At 65.1% G+C, this 16,164-nt stretch carries 16 protein-coding genes; 8 read left to right on the top strand and 8 right to left on the bottom strand.

Features of this window, described 5'->3' with window-relative positions:
* Positions 1-306: 306 nt before the first annotated feature.
* The 7 genes from ABS45_RS05385 (at position 307) to ABS45_RS05355 (ending at position 7,199) form a co-directional block, all read left to right on the top strand.
* Positions 307-1,077, top strand: coding sequence for an ABC transporter ATP-binding protein (locus tag ABS45_RS05385; RefSeq protein ID WP_291553786.1), 771 nt, complete (start codon positions 307-309; stop codon positions 1,075-1,077).
* A gap of 1 nt (position 1,078) precedes the next feature.
* Positions 1,079-1,792 carry an ABC transporter ATP-binding protein gene (locus ABS45_RS05380; RefSeq protein ID WP_291553784.1) on the top strand — a complete coding sequence of 238 codons (714 nt, stop codon included), beginning with the start codon at positions 1,079-1,081 and terminating at the stop codon, positions 1,790-1,792.
* A 66-nt stretch (positions 1,793-1,858) separates the two neighbouring features.
* Positions 1,859-3,061, top strand: a complete 1,203-nt coding sequence (locus ABS45_RS05375; protein WP_291553781.1) for an ABC transporter substrate-binding protein — start codon at positions 1,859-1,861, stop codon at positions 3,059-3,061.
* Between the two features lie 88 nt (positions 3,062-3,149).
* The gene (locus ABS45_RS05370; protein WP_291553780.1) at positions 3,150-4,352 is read left to right on the top strand and encodes an ABC transporter substrate-binding protein; all 1,203 of its coding nucleotides are present in this window, start codon (positions 3,150-3,152) and stop codon (positions 4,350-4,352) included.
* Positions 4,353-4,422: 70 nt separating this feature from the next.
* Entirely contained in the window at positions 4,423-5,307 is an 885-nt protein-coding gene (locus ABS45_RS05365; RefSeq protein WP_291553778.1) for a branched-chain amino acid ABC transporter permease, read from the top strand.
* 19 nt (positions 5,308-5,326) lie between these two features.
* The gene (locus ABS45_RS05360; RefSeq protein ID WP_291553776.1) at positions 5,327-6,319 is read left to right on the top strand and encodes a branched-chain amino acid ABC transporter permease; all 993 of its coding nucleotides are present in this window, start codon (positions 5,327-5,329) and stop codon (positions 6,317-6,319) included.
* Positions 6,320-6,371: 52 nt separating this feature from the next.
* A complete protein-coding gene (locus tag ABS45_RS05355) occupies positions 6,372-7,199 on the top strand; it encodes a dienelactone hydrolase family protein (protein ID WP_291553774.1) in 828 nt (275 codons plus the stop codon).
* Positions 7,200-7,215: 16 nt separating this feature from the next.
* Here ABS45_RS05355 and ABS45_RS05350 read toward each other — a convergent pair whose 3' ends face one another.
* A complete protein-coding gene (locus tag ABS45_RS05350) occupies positions 7,216-8,319 on the bottom strand; it encodes a carotenoid 1,2-hydratase (protein WP_291553771.1) in 1,104 nt (367 codons plus the stop codon).
* Positions 8,319-10,889: an ABC transporter permease gene (locus ABS45_RS05345; protein ID WP_291553769.1), complete on the bottom strand. Its 2,571-nt coding sequence runs from the start codon at positions 10,887-10,889 to the stop codon at positions 8,319-8,321. The genes ABS45_RS05350 and ABS45_RS05345 overlap by 1 nt, the downstream gene beginning before the upstream one ends.
* A gap of 116 nt (positions 10,890-11,005) precedes the next feature.
* Here ABS45_RS05345 and ABS45_RS05340 point away from each other — a divergent pair, with 116 nt between their 5' ends.
* Entirely contained in the window at positions 11,006-11,434 is a 429-nt protein-coding gene (locus ABS45_RS05340) for an Hsp20/alpha crystallin family protein (protein WP_291553767.1), read from the top strand.
* Between the two features lie 12 nt (positions 11,435-11,446).
* On the opposite strand, the gene ABS45_RS05335 is transcribed toward ABS45_RS05340, so the two are convergent.
* From ABS45_RS05335 to ABS45_RS05310, 6 genes are all read right to left on the bottom strand, one after another.
* Positions 11,447-12,118 carry an ABC transporter ATP-binding protein gene (locus ABS45_RS05335; protein ID WP_291553765.1) on the bottom strand — a complete coding sequence of 224 codons (672 nt, stop codon included), beginning with the start codon at positions 12,116-12,118 and terminating at the stop codon, positions 11,447-11,449.
* Positions 12,115-13,086: a tRNA (adenosine(37)-N6)-dimethylallyltransferase MiaA gene (gene miaA, locus ABS45_RS05330; protein WP_291554310.1), complete on the bottom strand. Its 972-nt coding sequence runs from the start codon at positions 13,084-13,086 to the stop codon at positions 12,115-12,117. Before miaA ends, ABS45_RS05335 begins: the two co-directional genes overlap by 4 nt.
* A gap of 308 nt (positions 13,087-13,394) precedes the next feature.
* On the bottom strand, positions 13,395-13,640 hold the full coding sequence (locus tag ABS45_RS05325) for a DUF2274 domain-containing protein (protein WP_015914701.1): 246 nt from the start codon (positions 13,638-13,640) through the stop codon (positions 13,395-13,397).
* Positions 13,637-14,908 (bottom strand): TrbI/VirB10 family protein, encoded by a 1,272-nt coding sequence (locus tag ABS45_RS05320; protein WP_291553763.1) that lies wholly within the window; start codon positions 14,906-14,908, stop codon positions 13,637-13,639. Before ABS45_RS05320 ends, ABS45_RS05325 begins: the two co-directional genes overlap by 4 nt.
* Before the next feature lie 2 nt (positions 14,909-14,910).
* Complete coding sequence (trbG, locus tag ABS45_RS05315; RefSeq protein WP_015914703.1) at positions 14,911-15,903, bottom strand: P-type conjugative transfer protein TrbG; 993 nt, start codon at positions 15,901-15,903, stop codon at positions 14,911-14,913.
* Positions 15,900-16,164, bottom strand: a 265-nt coding sequence (locus tag ABS45_RS05310) for a VirB8/TrbF family protein (RefSeq protein WP_291553756.1), incomplete at its 5' end; no start/stop codon positions are given. The genes ABS45_RS05310 and trbG, both read right to left, overlap by 4 nt.

Below are 16,164 nucleotides of genomic sequence, written 5' to 3'. Positions count from 1 at the left end.
TGATTTATGGACAATTTTGTGAGAATGCGTGGTCGTTGCCCGGCGATGCGACTTGGCACGGCCTGTGCTCCATGTTGTCGATCGAACGAAAAGGAGACCAGAGCTTGCGTCCCGGCCCGGGGTGCGATGGATGGCGATCACCCATGTGAGCCAGTGGCTGTGCATGCGGTGGCGACGATTCATTTTTCGCTGCGACTACGCGTTATTCCCTAGGCGGACGGGGTCCGGCAGGGTTTACGATTCATCGCACGACAACAAGTTACACACGGCGCTGCCGTTATTTTTTGCGCGGCGCGCTGATATGCAATGAGTGATTTCATACTCGAAACCTCCCATCTCACCAAAGAATTCAAAGGCTTCACCGCGGTCAGTGACGTCAATCTCTCGGTGCGTCGTGGCTCCATCCACGCGCTGATCGGGCCCAATGGCGCGGGCAAGACGACCTGCTTCAATCTGCTGACCAAGTTCCTGGTACCCACATCGGGCACGATCCGCTTCAACGGACAGGACATTACGGGGGAAAAGCCGGCAGAGATCGCACGCCGCGGCATCATCCGCTCGTTCCAGATTTCCGCGGTGTTCCCCAATCTGACCTTGCTGGAGAACGTGCGCCTGGGCCTGCAGCGCAAGCTGGGCACCAGCTACCAGTTCTGGCGCAGCGAGCGTAGCCTGTACAAGCTCAACGAGCGTGCGAAACGACTGCTGGCCGAAGTCGGCCTGGAGCACATGGCCGACGAGATGACGGTGAACCTGCCCTACGGCAGCAAGCGTGCGCTTGAAATCGCCACCACGCTGGCGATGGAGCCCGAGCTGATGCTGCTGGATGAGCCGACGCAGGGCATGGGCCATGAGGATGTGGACCGGGTCACCCAGCTCATCAAGAAGGTCTCTGCCGGGCGCACCATCCTGATGGTCGAACACAACATGAAGGTCGTCTCCACGATCGCCGATCGGATCACCGTGCTGCAGCGCGGTGAGGTGCTGGCCGAGGGGCCTTACGAGGAGGTGTCGGCCAATCCGCAGGTGATGGAAGCCTACATGGGCACCACCGAAGGCCAGCTTGAGGGAGCGCACTGAGATGGCCGGCACACCTGCACTTGAAATCAAGGGGCTGCAAGCCTGGTATGGCGAATCGCACGTGCTGCATGGCGTCGACATGGTGGTGCAGCCTGGCGAGGTGGTGACGTTGCTCGGGCGCAATGGCGCGGGCCGCACCTCGACGCTGCGCGCCATCGTTGGACTGACCGGCGCGCGCAAGGGCTCGATCAAGATCAACGGCCACGAGACCATAGACCTGCCGTCGCACAAGATTGCGCATTTCGGCGTTGGTTATTGCCCCGAGGAGCGCGGCATTTTCTCCAGCCTCTCGTGCGAAGAGAACCTGCTGCTGCCGCCTGAACTCAAGACTGGCACCAAAGGCATGAGCGTGGAGGAGATCTACGCCATGTTTCCCAATCTGGCCGAACGCAAGCACAGCCAGGGTACGCGGCTTTCGGGCGGCGAACAGCAGATGCTGGCGGTGGCGCGCATCCTGCGCACCGGTGCCAGGCTGTTGCTGCTCGATGAAATTTCCGAAGGCCTGGCGCCCGTGATCGTGCAGGCGCTCGCGCGCATGATCACGATGCTGCGCGAGAAGGGCTTTACCGTCGTCATGGTCGAGCAGAACTTCCGTTTTGCCGCGCCACTGGCCGATCGCTTCTACGTCATGGAGCACGGCAAGATCGTCGAGCAGTTCGGCGCTGCCGAGCTGCAGGAAAAAATGCCGGTGCTCAACCAATTGCTCGGCGTCTGAATCCCCCGCTGCCTTGGCGGGCGGTTCCGCGGGGCAATCACATCACTCATTAAGGAGACAACCAGCATGCAATACAAACTCAAAACGCTCGTGGCTGCCCTCGGCATGGCCTGCATGGCGCTCGGCACGCTGCAGGCGCAGGCGCAGGACAAGCTCAAGATCGGTTTCATCACCGACATGTCCGGTCCGTATGCAGACGTGGAGGGCAAGGGCGGCGCGACGGCGATCCAGATGGCCATCGATGATTTTGGCGGCAAGGTGCTCGACAAGCCGATCGAGCTGGTCACGGCCGACCACCAGAACAAACCCGACATCGCCGCCACCAAGGCACTGGAGTGGATCGATACGCAAGATCTGACCATGCTCTTTGGCGGTACGACATCGAGTACCGGCCTGGCGATGGCCAAGGTGGCGGCCGAGAAGAAGCGCGTCTTCATGGTCAATGGCGCAGGGACGTCGGCGCTGACGAACGAGCAGTGCACGCCCTATACGGTGCACTATGCCTACGATACCGTCGCGCTTGCGCGCGGCACGGGCGGCGCCGTGGTGGACAACGGTGGCAAGAGCTGGTTCTTCCTGACGGCCGATTACGCCTTCGGCACGGCGCTGGAGGCCGATACCACCAAGGTGGTGAAAGAAAAAGGCGGCACCGTGGTCGGCAGCGTCAAGCACCCGTTGGGCGCCTCGGATTTCTCCTCCTTCCTGCTGCAGGCGCAGAAATCCAAGGCGCAGATTCTCGGTCTGGCGAATGCGGGTGGCGACACCATCAATGCGATCAAGGCCGCCAAGGAATTCGGCATCACCAAGACCATGAAGCTGGCCGGTCTGCTGGTCTTCGTCACCGACATTCACAGCTTGGGTCTCAAGAACACCGAAGGCTTGCTGCTCACGGCGAGCTGGGACTGGAACCTCAATGACAAGTCGCGCGCTTTCGGCAAGCGCTTCTTCGAGAAAACCAAGCGCATGCCCACCGACATCCAGGCGGCGGACTATTCGGCCACGATGACCTATCTCAAGGCCGTGAAGGCTGCCGGGACCATGGATGCGGATGCCGTGATGGCCAAGCTCAAGTCCACGCCGATCGACGATTTCTATGCCAAGGGCGTGATCCGTCCGGACGGCCGCTTTGCCCACGACATGTACCTGATGCAGGTCAAGTCGCCCAAGGAGTCGACCGTGCCCTGGGATTACTACAAGGTGGTCGCGCGTCTGCCGGCGGCTGAAATCTGGACCAAGAAGTCCGAGACCAAGTGCCCCTTGTGGAAGTGAACCTGGCGCCGGGCGGTGCAAGAACGGCCGCCCGCGCCAAGGTCGTTGAAGTGCAAGCGTGTGAACCGAAGGTAACAGGAGATATGCAATGAAATCCAAACTCACGAAATTGGCCGTGGCGCTGGGCGCGGTTGGCCTCATGGCGGGCGCCATGCAGGCGCAGGCACAAGACAAGGTCAAGATCGGCTACATCTCCGACCTTTCCAGCCTTTATGCCGACCTGGAAGGCAAGGATGGCGCTACCGCCATTCAGATGGCGATCGACGACTTTGGTGGCAAGGTGCTGAACAAGCCGATAGAGCTGATGAGTTTTGATCACCAGAACAAGCCGGACCTGGCCGCATCCAAGGCTTTGGAGTGGATTGATACCGCGGGGCTGACGATGATCTTCAGCGGTACCAATTCCGGTACGGCGCTGGCGCTTTCCAAGGTGGCTACCGAGAAGCAGCGCGTGATGATCAACAACGGCGCCGGCAGCGCGGCGCTGACGAATGAACAGTGCGCTCCCTACACCGTGCACTACGCCTACGACACCGTGGCACTGTCGCGTGGCTCTGCCGGCGCGGTGGTGGCCAATGGCGGCAAGAGCTGGTTCTTCCTGACGGCCGACTACGCCTTCGGTCACGCGATGGAGTCTGACGCCGCCGCGGTGGTCAAGGAAAAGGGCGGTACCGTGGTGGGTGCGGTCCGTCACCCACTCAACGCAACCGATTTCTCCTCCTTCCTGCTGCAGGCGCAGAATTCCAAGGCGCAGGTATTGGCACTGGCCAACGCTGGTGGCGACACCATCAATGCCATCAAGGCGGCCAACGAATTCGGCATTTCCAAGAAGATGAAGGTGGTGCCGTTGCTGGTGTTCTACAGCGACATCCACAGCCTGGGCCTGAAGACCACGCAGGGCATGCAGTTCGTTACCTCCTGGTACTGGGACATGAACCCGCAAACCCGCGCGTTCGCCGACAAGTTCATGAAGAAGACCAAGAAGCGCCCGACCGAGATCCAGGCGGCAGACTACTCGGCGACGATGAACTACCTCAAGGCCGTGCAGGCCGCGGGCACGACGGACGCCGCCAAGGTGATGGAAACCTGGCGCGGCATGAAGATGAGCGACTTCTTCGCTTCCGGCCAGATCCGCCCCGATGGGCTGTACCAGCATGACATGTATCTGGTGCAGGTGAAGACTCCCAAGGAGTCCAAAGGCAAGTGGGATTACTACAAGGTGATCAAGCAGTTGCCGGGCGCTGAGGTCTTCACCACCAAGGCCGAAGGCAAGTGCCCGCTCTGGAAGTGATGCATCGCTGATGTTCTGACGGGGGGCGGGCTGCGCCCCCCGGTTTCATTCACCACCCGCACTGTTGCCCATGGAAATTTTCGGCATTTCGATGGCGGCCATGTTGAGTCAGCTCCTTGTCGGGCTGGTCAATGGTTCGTTTTACGCCATCCTCAGTCTTGGTCTGGCCGTGATCTTCGGCCTGCTCAATGTGATCAATTTCGCCCACGGCGCGTTGTTCATGCTGGGCGCGATGGTCACCTGGATGGCCATGAACTATCTCGACGTGGACTACTGGGTCATGCTGGTGGGTGCGCCACTGATCGTGGGCGCGTTTGGCGTGTTGATCGAGCGCCTGTTCCTGCGCTGGATCTACAAGCTTGACCATATTTACGGTCTGCTGCTCACGCTCGGCATCACGCTGCTGATCGAGGGCGTGTTCCGCTCCATCTACGGTGTCTCCGGGCTGGGCTACGACGCGCCGGAATTGCTGCAGGGCGCGACCGATCTGGGCTTCATGGTGCTGCCCAACTATCGCGCCTGGGTGGTGGTGGCTTCCATCGTGGTGTGCCTTGCCACCTGGTACGTGATTGAGAAAACCAAGCTCGGCGCCTATCTGCGCGCGGGGACGGAAAACCCGCGCCTGGTGGAAGCCTTCGGCATCAATGTGCCGGTGATGGTCACGCTCACCTTCGCCTTTGGTTCGGCGCTCGCGGCCTTTGCCGGGGTGCTTGCCGCACCGGTCTACCAGGTCACGCCGCTCATGGGGCAGCACCTCATCATTCTGGTGTTCGCGGTGGTGGTGATCGGCGGCATGGGGTCCATCATGGGTTCCATCGTCACCGGCCTGGGGCTGGGCGTGATCGAGGGTTTCACCAAGGTGTTCTATCCGGAAGCCTCGTCCACCGTGGTGTTCGTCATCATGGCCATCGTGCTGCTGATCCGCCCGGCCGGGCTGTTCGGCAAGGAAAAGTGAGACCCTGGGGCTGTTACCAATGAATATCCAGAAATTTGCTCCCTGGGGCTACGGCCTGTTGCTGCTGGGCCTGATTGCCGCGCCGTTCGTCGGTGCCTATCCGGTCTTCGTGATGAAGCTGCTGTGCTTCGCGCTGTTCGCCGCGGCATTCAACCTGCTGCTGGGCTATACCGGCCTGCTTTCGTTCGGCCATGCCGCCTTCCTCGGCGGGTCGGCCTATATCTGCGGTCATGCGGCCAAGGTCTGGGGCCTCACCCCGGAGCTGTCGCTGATCGCGGGCACCCTGACCGGTGCGTTCCTTGGCTGGGTCATGGGCGCGCTCACCATTCGCCGCCAGGGCATTTACGCGACCATGATCACGCTGGCGCTGGCGCAAATGGTCTATTTCGCGGCGCTGCAGCTCAAGTTCACCGGTGGCGAAGACGGGTTGCAGGGCGTGCCGCGCGGCCATCTGTTCGGTCTGATCAATCTGCGCAACGATCTCACGATGTATTTCTTTGTGTTGATCGTGTCGGTGGCGGGCTTTGGGCTCATCATGCGCACCATCCATTCACCCTTCGGGCAGGTGCTCAAGGGCATCAAGGAGAACGAGCCGCGCGCGATCTCGCTGGGCTACGACACCGACCGCTTCAAGCTGGTCGCCTTCATCATTTCCGCGGCGTTGTCCGGCCTGGCCGGCTCGCTCAAGACGCTGGTGATGGGCTTTGCCTCGCTTTCCGACGTGCACTGGACGATGTCTGGCAACGTGGTGCTGATGGCACTGGTAGGAGGCATGGGCACCATGAGCGGCCCGCTGATGGGGGCCACCGTCATCGAGTTGCTGGAAAACAAGATCGGCGATTTCGGCGCCTGGCTGGCGGATTTGACGTCCATCGAGTGGTTCAGCACGATCGGCGACTCGGTCACCATGGTCACTGGTCTGATCTTCGTCGTTTGCGTGCTGTTGTTCCGCCGCGGCATCATGGGCGAGCTGATTGCATGGCTGGGCCGCCGAAGTGGCCAAAAGACGTAGCAAGCGCTTGCGTGAAAACCAGCAGCTCTTGACGGGTTGGAGAGGAGGTCTGATGCGTACTCTCATGCTTTTTCTGGTGCTGGGCCTGGCAATGGCTTCAAGCGGTCGTGCGCAGGATTTGCTGGCGCAGGTGCGCCCGCCGCATGAGTTCAAGCCGGTCGCGTTCAACCAGGAGGTCAAGGACTCGATCGGTGCTTTCACCAGCATCGCGAACACGATCTTCAAACCGGCCGGTGACGGGCCGTTCCCGGCAGTCGTCTTGATGCACACCTGCGGCGGCCTCAATGGGGCGCCAGGCGCGCACATGAAGGAGCATGCGCGCGAGTTGCTGGAGACGGGCCACGTAGTATTGGTGATCGACAGCTACGGGCCGCGCGGCTATGACAACTGCCGAGCCCATCCCCCCAGTGGCACCGGCGGCATTGCGGATGCGTATGCGGCGCTGGCCTTGCTGGCCAGCAAGCCGTTTGTCGATGGCGCACGCATTTACCAGGCAGGGTACAGCTGGGGTGCCTTCATTGCCGCCTTGCTCGCATCGCCGCAAAGTGCGCGGCTGGCGGGTTCCGAGCGGCGCTTTGCTGCGACGGTTGCGAATTACGGCAGTTGCGGAATCAAGGACAAGCGGATGCTGCTCGACGACACGGACAGGCCGGTCTTGCTGCTGATGGGCGGGCGAGACGATGAGGCGCCGTCGGCGCCATGCTTTCCGTTGCTCGACGAAATGAAGGCGGCGGGCAAACCCGTGCAATGGCATGTCTATCCCGAAACGACGCATGGCTGGGACAAGCAGGGCATGGCGGCTGCAGGCTATGTCTACGATTCGGCGATCACCAAGGACGCGAACGCGCGGATGGTTGCCTTCTTCTCGCAAGTGCGCTGACACCGGCTTGGCAGCGTCAGCCGAGCCGCAGAGCGCCGGCGTAGCCCGTGAGTTCGAGGTAACCGCGCCCCACCTCTCGCCCAAGGGTGTTGCGCAAGCTGCCCAGTCCCTCCCAGTAGATGGCGCCGGTGGAGGCGCGGCTGTCGAGCTCCTGGTCGTCGACCAGGGCGTGGAGGGTGAAGCGCCCGGCGGGGCAGTCGATCTGCTGTTCGATGGGGTAGCGGGTACCAGTCGCGGGGCTGGTCCAGTGACGCAGCGGCGTGAAGCGCACGCTGTCGTGACCGAACCCCTGAACCGGTGCATCGGCGCTGGCGCGCAGTGAGCCGCCGGCCCAGAGCGTGCCGCCATCGGCGCGGCGCAGGATGAAGGCCGTCAGCGCGCCACCGCCCGTGAGGTTGATGCCTATCCAGTCCCAGCCGACGGCGTCGGGATGCATCAAGGCATCGCTCCATTCATGGTCCATCCAGGCGCGGTTGTCGTGCGCCGTGCCCGCCTGCACGGGAAGTGGCTGGCCAGCCACCTGGATGTGGCCCGAGAGCGCGAGCTGCGGCTGGCTGACGTAGCAGCTGGTGTTCTCTGGCAGCGGCCCTTTGCGGGACAGGCCTTGCTCGCCCTGCAGCAGGAGGGGTTGGGTGCTGGTGGCGGTGAGCGCCAGCGCGAAATCCTGTGCCTGCGCGCGGATCGTGTAGCGGCTGCTTCCGGGCGCAGCAATGGGCTGGCGCCGCAGCAGCCAGTCCGCCAGCCGGACATCGGTATCGGCTTCGCTGGCCTCTGCAATGCCAAAGCCTGCGCGCGCGATGCGCTGGTCATGGCGAAGGCGTTTTCCGGCGACATCAGTGAGTGCGGCATGCGCGAACAGCAACTGCCTGGCGGCGAAGGCTGAATGCAGGCCTTGCGCCACGTCCACACGCGAGCGGAAAAACGTGATCTGAAAGCCCCACAGCGTGCCTGCGGCGCGCAACTGGCCGGTGATGTACCACCATTCGGTGCGCCGCAACGGGTGGCTGCCGTGGTCGCGCGGGAAGCTCAGGGCGCGCGGCGGCAGGGCGTAGGCACTGGGGAGGCAGGCGCCCAGACCGGCAGCCAGCAGCCAGCGGCGGCGGGTGGGGAGCGCGTGCATCACCAGTCCTCCTTCACGGCGAGTACCGCGTCGCGCCCGGCCGCAGCCCGGCCTGTCAGCAATGCGGTGAGGGTGCCGGCCGCCACCACGGCCAATGCGAGCGCGCCCAGCCGCAGCCAGGGCAGCTCCAGGTCCATGCTCCAGTGAAAGCTCTGCGGATTGACCACGCGCACCAGCACCAGCGACACGGCCAGGCCCAGCAGCGTGCCGGCTGCCGCGCCCACGGCCATCCACGCCGCGCCTTCGCCGGCCACCACGCCAAGGATCTGGCGGCGCGTGAGGCCCAGGTGCGCCAGCAAACCGAATTCCTTGCGCCGCGCCAGCACTTGCGCGGACAGGCTGGCGGCCACGCCAAACAACCCGATGGCTATGACCACCGCCTGCAACCAGTAGGTGACGGCAAAGCTGCGGTCAAACAGCGCCAGCGAGCGCTGGCGGATGGCTTGCGTGCTGCTGAACTCCAGGGCGTCGGGCGCGACGCCCTGGCGGGCCACCGTGGCCATGATGGCCTGGCGCAGCGCCGCCGGGTCGGCGTCCGCGGCGGGCCACAGCGCCAGGTCGCTGGAGCGGGTGTCGCCCGTCAGGCGGATGAAATCGGTGCGCTCCATCGCCACGGCGCCCGATTGGCGGACGTAGTCGCGCCATACGCCTGCTATGAAAAAAGGTGCTAATGGCGATTTGTCAGTCTGCGCTGCGGGCCTGAATGCCTTGGATAAAGCCGGCCAATCATCGCCGGGACGAACGCCGTACAGGTCGGCCACGGCTTCGCTGACGTAGATCGGCATGCGCCCCGTCGGCACCGGCAAGGCGTTGCCCACCAGCGGCAGGCTGCGTTCAGGCTCAGGCCCCATGGGGCGGGCGAGGACCGCGACGGCAGGCATGGCGGCATTCAACTGGACGCTGCTGCTGCGCAAGGCCACCAGCCGCGCTACGCCAGGCACCTGCCGCACTTGCTGCACCAGGGCATCGCTGAAGACGGCGGCGGCATCGCCGCGTGGCTGGCCGCCGGCGCGCAGGTACAGCGGCGCGGGCAGCATGGCGTCGAGCCATTGCTGCACCGAGGTGCGAAAGCTCGCGACCATGATGGTGAGTGCGACGGCCAGGCTCAGCGCCGCGACCACGCCGCCGACGGTGGCCGCCGCGGCGCCGCGCGTGCGGCGGGCGCGCTCCAGTGCCAGCAGCGGCAGCGCGCGATGGCGCGCGAGCGGCAGCCCTGCGCGCAGCAGCCACGCGATCAGCCAGGGCAGCAGCGTGATGCCGCCGATCAACAGCAGCGCGACGGACAGGTAGGCGGCCAGCGGCATGCCGGCGATGGGCGGCGCAAAGGCCAGCAGCGCACCGGCGACCAGCAGCACGGCGCCTGTAGCGGCCAGTGCGGCATGGCCTGTGGCAGTGGCAAACCCAAGGCCTTTGAGCGTTTGTGCTGGCGGCAGGCGCTGCGCGGCGCGTGCCGGCCACCAGCCACCGAGCAGGGCGCAAGCCAGGCCCAGCAGTGCATAAGCCCATGCGGCCGCCGGATTCCAATGCAGCTTCGTGGCACCGGCAAAGTAGCCTCCGCCCAGATCACCCCCGGCAAGGCGCAGCGCCACGCTGGCCAGCAGCGTGCCCAGCAGGACGCCCAGCAGGCTGCCCGCGCACCCGAGCAGGCCGGCTTCTTTGAGCACCAGCCGCAGGCGTTGGCGCGGCGTTGCGCCCAGTACTGCCAGCAGTGCCAGCTGCGGCTGGCGCCGTGCTACGGAGAGGGCCAGCACCGAATAGACCAGGTAGGCACTGGTGAAGAGTGCGACTAGCGCCAGTGCCGCCAGATTCACGCGGTAGGCGCGCGAGAGCTGGCCGAGCCGGGTGCTGCTGTCTGTCGGCTCGCTGAGCAGGAAGGGGACGACCGTGCTGCTGCCCGCCAACTGTTGCTGCAGCGCCTGCCGGTCCGCGCCCGGGCGCAGTTGCAGGTCGATGCGGTTGAGCCAGCCGTCTTGCCCGAGCAAATCCTGTGCGGCGCCGATATCCATCACCATCAGTGCCGGCCCCGCGGCGGCGATGCTGCCGGCGACTTGCACCGGCACCTGGCCGAGGCCGACTTGCAGAACCACGCTGGCCGGCCCGTCGGGAAGGCCGAGCGCGTGGCGTGCGCTGGCGTTGAGGAACACCGTGCGCGGCCCGAACAGCGCCAGGCGGTCGTGCGCCTGCCACAGCCGCGGCATCAGCGCCGGCGCGGTGATGGGCAGTTGCAGTGCATCGGCAGCCACCAGGTGCAGCGTGGTTTCGTGGCCGTTCGCGGTGGAGGCTTTCAGATCGGCTTCGAGGATAGGGTTGGCATGCGCCACTTGCGGGCTGCGCGCGATCTCGGCGTACAGCGCCTGCGGCAGCAGGCCCTGGCGCGGGCGCAGCTGCAGATCGCTCTGCCCGCTGGCGGCGCGTGCCGCCTGGGCGAACTCCGCCAGCGCGCTGGCGTTGATGAGATGCACCGCGAGCGCAAGCGCCACGCCCAGCATCACCGCCGTGACGGCTGCCAGGCTGCGCCACGGGTGCTGGCGCAGGTCTTGCCAGGAGAACACGGAAAACAGGCCATGCATGGTGGTGATTGTGCTTCGCTGGCCCGGTGCGCCGCCGGGCTCTTGAAACCGGCGGCGGCGTACGCATGTAGGGTGCATGCCGCAGCAAGCGGCGCAACCACACCAGGAGTTGAACCATGAACGCATTGATGTCTCGTCCCAGCCTGTTCGATGAATTTTTCCGCGATGTCGCGCCGGGCTTTTACGTGCGACCGCTGCATGGCGACGCGTTGGTGCAGCCGTCGCAGATCCGCATCGACGTGAAGGAAGATGACGCAGCCTACAAGGTGCAGGCCGAGCTGCCCGGCGTGCCCAAGGAGGACATCCAGGTGTCCATAGACGGCGCCGTCGTCACCTTGCGCGCCGAGGTGCAGCAGCACGACGAAAAGCGCGATAGCGAAAAATTGCTGCGCAGCGAGCGCTACTTTGGCTCGGTGGCGCGCAGCTTTCAGCTGCCGATGGAGGTCGATGCGGCGAGCGCCAAGGCCAGGTACGACAACGGCGTGCTGATGCTCACCTTGCCCAAGAAACTCGAAGGCAAGGTGCAGCGCCTGGCGGTCGAGTAAGGCCGGCCTGCCTCAGCGCTCAAGGCGCGTGATGCCCTGAGCGCTGAGGCGCAGCAGTCGGCCGGCGCGCGCGGCTGCGGCGCTGGCATGCGTCACCAGCACCAGCGCCGCGCCATGCTCGCGCGTCTGCTGCACAAGCAAATCCATGATCCGCGCTGCGGTGGTGGGGTCGAGGTTGCCCGTGGGTTCATCGGCCAGCAGCAAGGGCGGGCGATGCACCAGCGCGCGGGCGATTGCCACGCGCTGCAATTGGCCGCCGCTGAGTTGCTGTGGCAGGCGTGCTTCCAGACCGTGCAATCCAACGGCAGTCAGCATCTGTCCGACGCGGCGGTCGTCGGCTTGCCCGAGCAGCATCAGCGGCAGTGCCACGTTCTGTGCCACGCTCAGGTGCGGCAGGACGTGGAAGGCCTGAAACACGAAGCCCACATGCGCGCGGCGCCAGAGCGTGCGGGCGGTGTCGTCCATCGTCGTCAAGTCCTCGCCCCCGACCAGGATTTGGCCGCCATCCCAGGTATCGAGCCCGGCCAGGCAATTGAGCAGTGTGGATTTGCCAACGCCCGAGTCACCGACGATGGCGACGAACTCGCCGCGGGCGACCTGCAGGTTGACGTTTTCAAAGACGGTTTGCGAGCCGTAGCGGCGCACGAGTTGCCGCACGGTGAGCAGCGGCGTTTCAGTGCTCATCGGCGCAGTAGCTCCAGCGCGGCGCGCACGAGGCTATCGCTGGCATCGGGTGCGTCGGCAGCGATGGCGTGGCGCGCGGGGATGGAGCGCAGCCAGGTGAGCTGGCGCCGCGCCAGCTGACGTGTGGCGGCCACGCCGCGCTCGGCGATTTCCGCCAGCGGGAACTCGCCGTTCAGCGCCTGCCAGCATTGGCGGTAGCCGACGCAGCGCATGCTGGGCAGGTCCGCGCGCAGGTCGCCGCGGGCACGCAGGCCACGCACCTCGTCGATCAAGCCCTGCTGCAGCATCTGCGCAAAGCGGCTGGCGATGCGTTCGTGCAGCCAGCGCCTGTCGGCAGGTTCCAAGGAAAATACGGCTTCAGCCCTTATGGGTAAAGCGCTGACAGCTCTTTTATTCGTAGTAATCAGCACAGACATTGGCTGACCTGTGAGTTGCCAGATCTCCAGCGCGCGTTGGATGCGCTGGCTGTCGTTGGGTGCCAGGCGCGCCGCCGTGGCCGGATCGATCCGTGCCAGTTGCGCGTGCAGGGCTGGCCAGCCGATGGCAGCGGCCTGCGCTTCAAGCTGCGCGCGCACGGTGGCATCGGCCGGTGGCAGCTGGGCAATGCCCTCGGTCAACGCCTTGAAGTACAGCAGCGTGCCGCCGACGATCAGCGGCAATGCGCCGCGCGCCCGGATGGCCTCTATGAGGTGCAGCGCATCGCGCGCGAACTCCGCCGCCGAGTAGGCGTCGCGCGGGTCGCGGATATCGATCAGATGGTGCGCCGCGGCGCGCTGTTCCTCGGTCGTGGGCTTGGCGGTGCCTATGTCCATGCCGCGATAGACGAGGGCCGAGTCCATGCTGATGATCTCGACCGGCAGCTGCCTGGCCAGCGCCAGCGCCGCCGCCGTCTTGCCGCTGGCCGTGGGGCCGATGATGGCCAGGACGGTCGGCGGTGCGTGTGAAGAATCCGGCAAGGCGTGTGTCATGCGCCCCTGAGCGTAGCAGAGCAGGGCATGAAAAATGTCCGCTGTCAAGTCTTTCATGCAGACATGCAACGGGGCAAAAGGTCTTATGGGGTAATAGGTTAGGCTAGATTTCAGCCGTTGTGTGCTCTTGCTGCTTTTCGAGCTAGGTGCCGCATAGGCGCTTCGCGGTGGTAAGCGCAAGGGCACCGCAGCAGGCAAGGTCGCATCGGTCATCATAGTCCTGCACTTCCAGAAGGCTCCTCAAAAGCGAAAGCGCAGCCAGTGGGCTGCGCTTTCTTGGTGAGCGGATGGCGGATACGCTCGTATCGTCAACCCGACTTCGGCGGTGCGGCCTTGCTCCCGCTTCCCTTCCTGAATCCCCGGTCGCCGGCCATGAATGCCTCCAGCATGTGGGGAATCAACGTCGTGGCATCGACCGCCTCGCCATACGCCTGCGCGTGCAGCGCGGCGTAGCGGTCGAGGTCGGCCTTGAGGCTGGCCGGGCAGGAGAACGTGAGCTTCGTGCTCTCGGTCTTGGGCAGCGGCCCGAGCCGCAGCTTCTTGGTCGTGCTCATTGCATGGCCCCCCGCTGGAAGAACATCGGCTGGTACGGCCGCAACACCAGATCGCGGTTGACGATGATGCGCACCGGCAGGCCCGGCCGCTCGGTCAGCGTCGACTGGATGTTCATGTTGCGCCGGGTCATCTCCTGTCCGACCTGATTGATGCTGTCCTGTGCGCTGTCGCGCCCAGCGATCACGATGCGATTGCCGTTCTGCCGGTTCTCCGGCGCGGCCAGTTCGGCGCCCACGCCCAGCAACGTGGTCAGCGCCGCACCGGCAAAGACGCGATCCCAATGCCAATCGACGCCATCCTCCAGGCCGGCGTAGCCGGCAGGGTCGGTGCCCGCCAGGTTGTCGAGCTTCAGCGATGACGTGTCCGGCAGGATGACGCGGTTCCACACCACCTGCACGCGGCTCTGCCCGTAGCTCACCTGGCTGTTGTACTTGCCCAGGATGCGCGATCCCTGTGGGATCAGCAGGAACTTGCCCGTAGCCGAGTCATAGACCGGCTCCGTCACCGTGGCGATCACGTCGCCCGGCAAATCGGACTTGATGCCCGTGACCAGCGCCCCAGCCATCACCGTCCCGGCCATTACCTGATACGGCGAGGACGGCATTTGCAGATTGCCGGAATTGCGGGTTTCCGTAGAGCCGCCTTTCAGGAAAGCCTCTTTCTGGTCTTGCCGGTTCTGCACGGCGGTCGGGTCGGATGACTGGGCCGCCGTAGAGGCCGGGCCAGCGGCCAGCGGGTCGAAGCCGGCCAAGGCGCTGCCGGGCGCAGCCGCAGCGACTTGCGCCGTGCCCGGCGCGGCGGCCTTGCCCTGATTGCCCGAACGGAAGAACACCGACGAACCCGCCGCTGCATCGGCCTCCTTGCGCCGGGCGTCCGCCGGATCATGTCCCGGCGGTGCGTAGGCTGGCGTCACCGGCTGTTGAGAATGCACGATGGCCGGGCCAAGATCACCCGGCAGTGGTGGCCCCAACTCCGGCACCTTGGCCGGCAGCTTGGAATAGTCCGAAGGCAGGCCGTCCAGCCCTTCGGACTTCGAGACGCGATCGACGTTGTAAAGCTCGGTCTGCTCGCCCGCCCCGCGCCGATGCGGCTGCAACGACCAAATCGTGGCCCCGAGCACTGCGACCGACAGGCCGCCGACGAGAATGGCCAGCGTGCGCCGGTTCAAACGTGTGACCGGGCGCGGCTGAGCGCGCAGCGCCACCGCTTCGGGCGCGACCTTGCCCGCCTGTGGCGCGGCAAGGTCTGGAGTGTCGTCCTGGCTCATGGTCAGTTCCTCCGCGTGCCGTCCGTGCGCTCGATCCGCACCACATCGCCCTTGTCTCCGCCCAGGCGCAGCTCGGCCGCGCCAAACAGCCGATCCACGATGTAGTACGGCGCGCGGAAGCGGTAGTTCACCAGTTGCCCGTCGCCCTGCGCGCCGATCACGAACAGCGGCGGCAACTCGCCTTGGGCAATGCCCGGCGGAAACTGGATGTAGACCTTCTCGCCGTCGTCGAAAGCGCGCAGCGGCTTCCAGGGCGGATTGCTGCCGCTGACGGCGTAGCGGAAACGGATCTTCTCCAGCGACAGCCCGGCATCGACTGGCGCGGCGGCATTGGCCACCTGCGACTGGCGCTGCAAGGCCAGCATCTTGTCCTTCGGATACTCCCAGGACACCGACGCCATCCACGTCTTCTCGGTCGAGGTCAGCTCCAGCAGGTACGTCCTACGGCTGGTCGTGATGACCAGATTGGTCTTGAGGCCCGAGCGGATCGGTTTGACCATCACATTGACGCGCAGCGCATCACCGCTGCCGCTCGATGTGTCGCCCACGATCCAGCGCACGGTATCGCCTGCGGCCACCGTCACCAGTTCCTCACCGGGCTGGAGCGCGATCACGGTCACGCGGCCCACGGCCGCATAGACCTGGTACAGCGCGCCATCCGTGAAGGGCCACACCTGAATCGCATTGACGTAGCCTTCGCGCGTGGGCGCAATGCGCGCCTCGGCGTTGGCGCGGGACACCCGCAAGGTTTCATCGGCGGGTTCTGCGGCGGGCTTGGCATCCGGCACAGGTTTCATCTGCGCCGGCATCGGCAGCACCTGCGGCACGGCCACCACCTCCACAGGCGCAGGCGGCTCCGGCAGTGGCTGGGCCTGCACCGGCTCATCGAGCGAAATGGACGGCGGCGGCTTGCCCTGCGTGGCGCAACCAGAGAACAGCACGGTCGAAGCCAGAAGCATCACCGGCAAGGCGGATTTACGGAAAAGATCATTCATGGTTTTGCTCCTTCGTTTCCTTCCAGTTCGCGGCTCCATGACAGCCCATTGACGTAGATGCCCAGGGGGTTCTTGCGCAGGCGCTGCTCGGTGCGCGGGGTTTGCAGCACCGTGGAAATCACCGCGTTCCAGCGTTCGGTGCGATCCAGCGCGCCGTTGACAAAGCGCGTCTCCGTCCAGCGCACGTTGAACGACGTGTCGCTGGCGCGGGTCACGCTGCTGATCTGCACCGTCACCGACTCCTTGCCGATGCGCGCGAAC

The organism is Comamonas sp. SCN 65-56, from assembly GCF_001724135.1.
GTDB lineage: Bacteria > Pseudomonadota > Gammaproteobacteria > Burkholderiales > Burkholderiaceae_C > Comamonas_C.
Note: the sequence above shows the minus strand (reverse complement) of the source record. Positions and strands in the feature narration are given on the sequence as shown.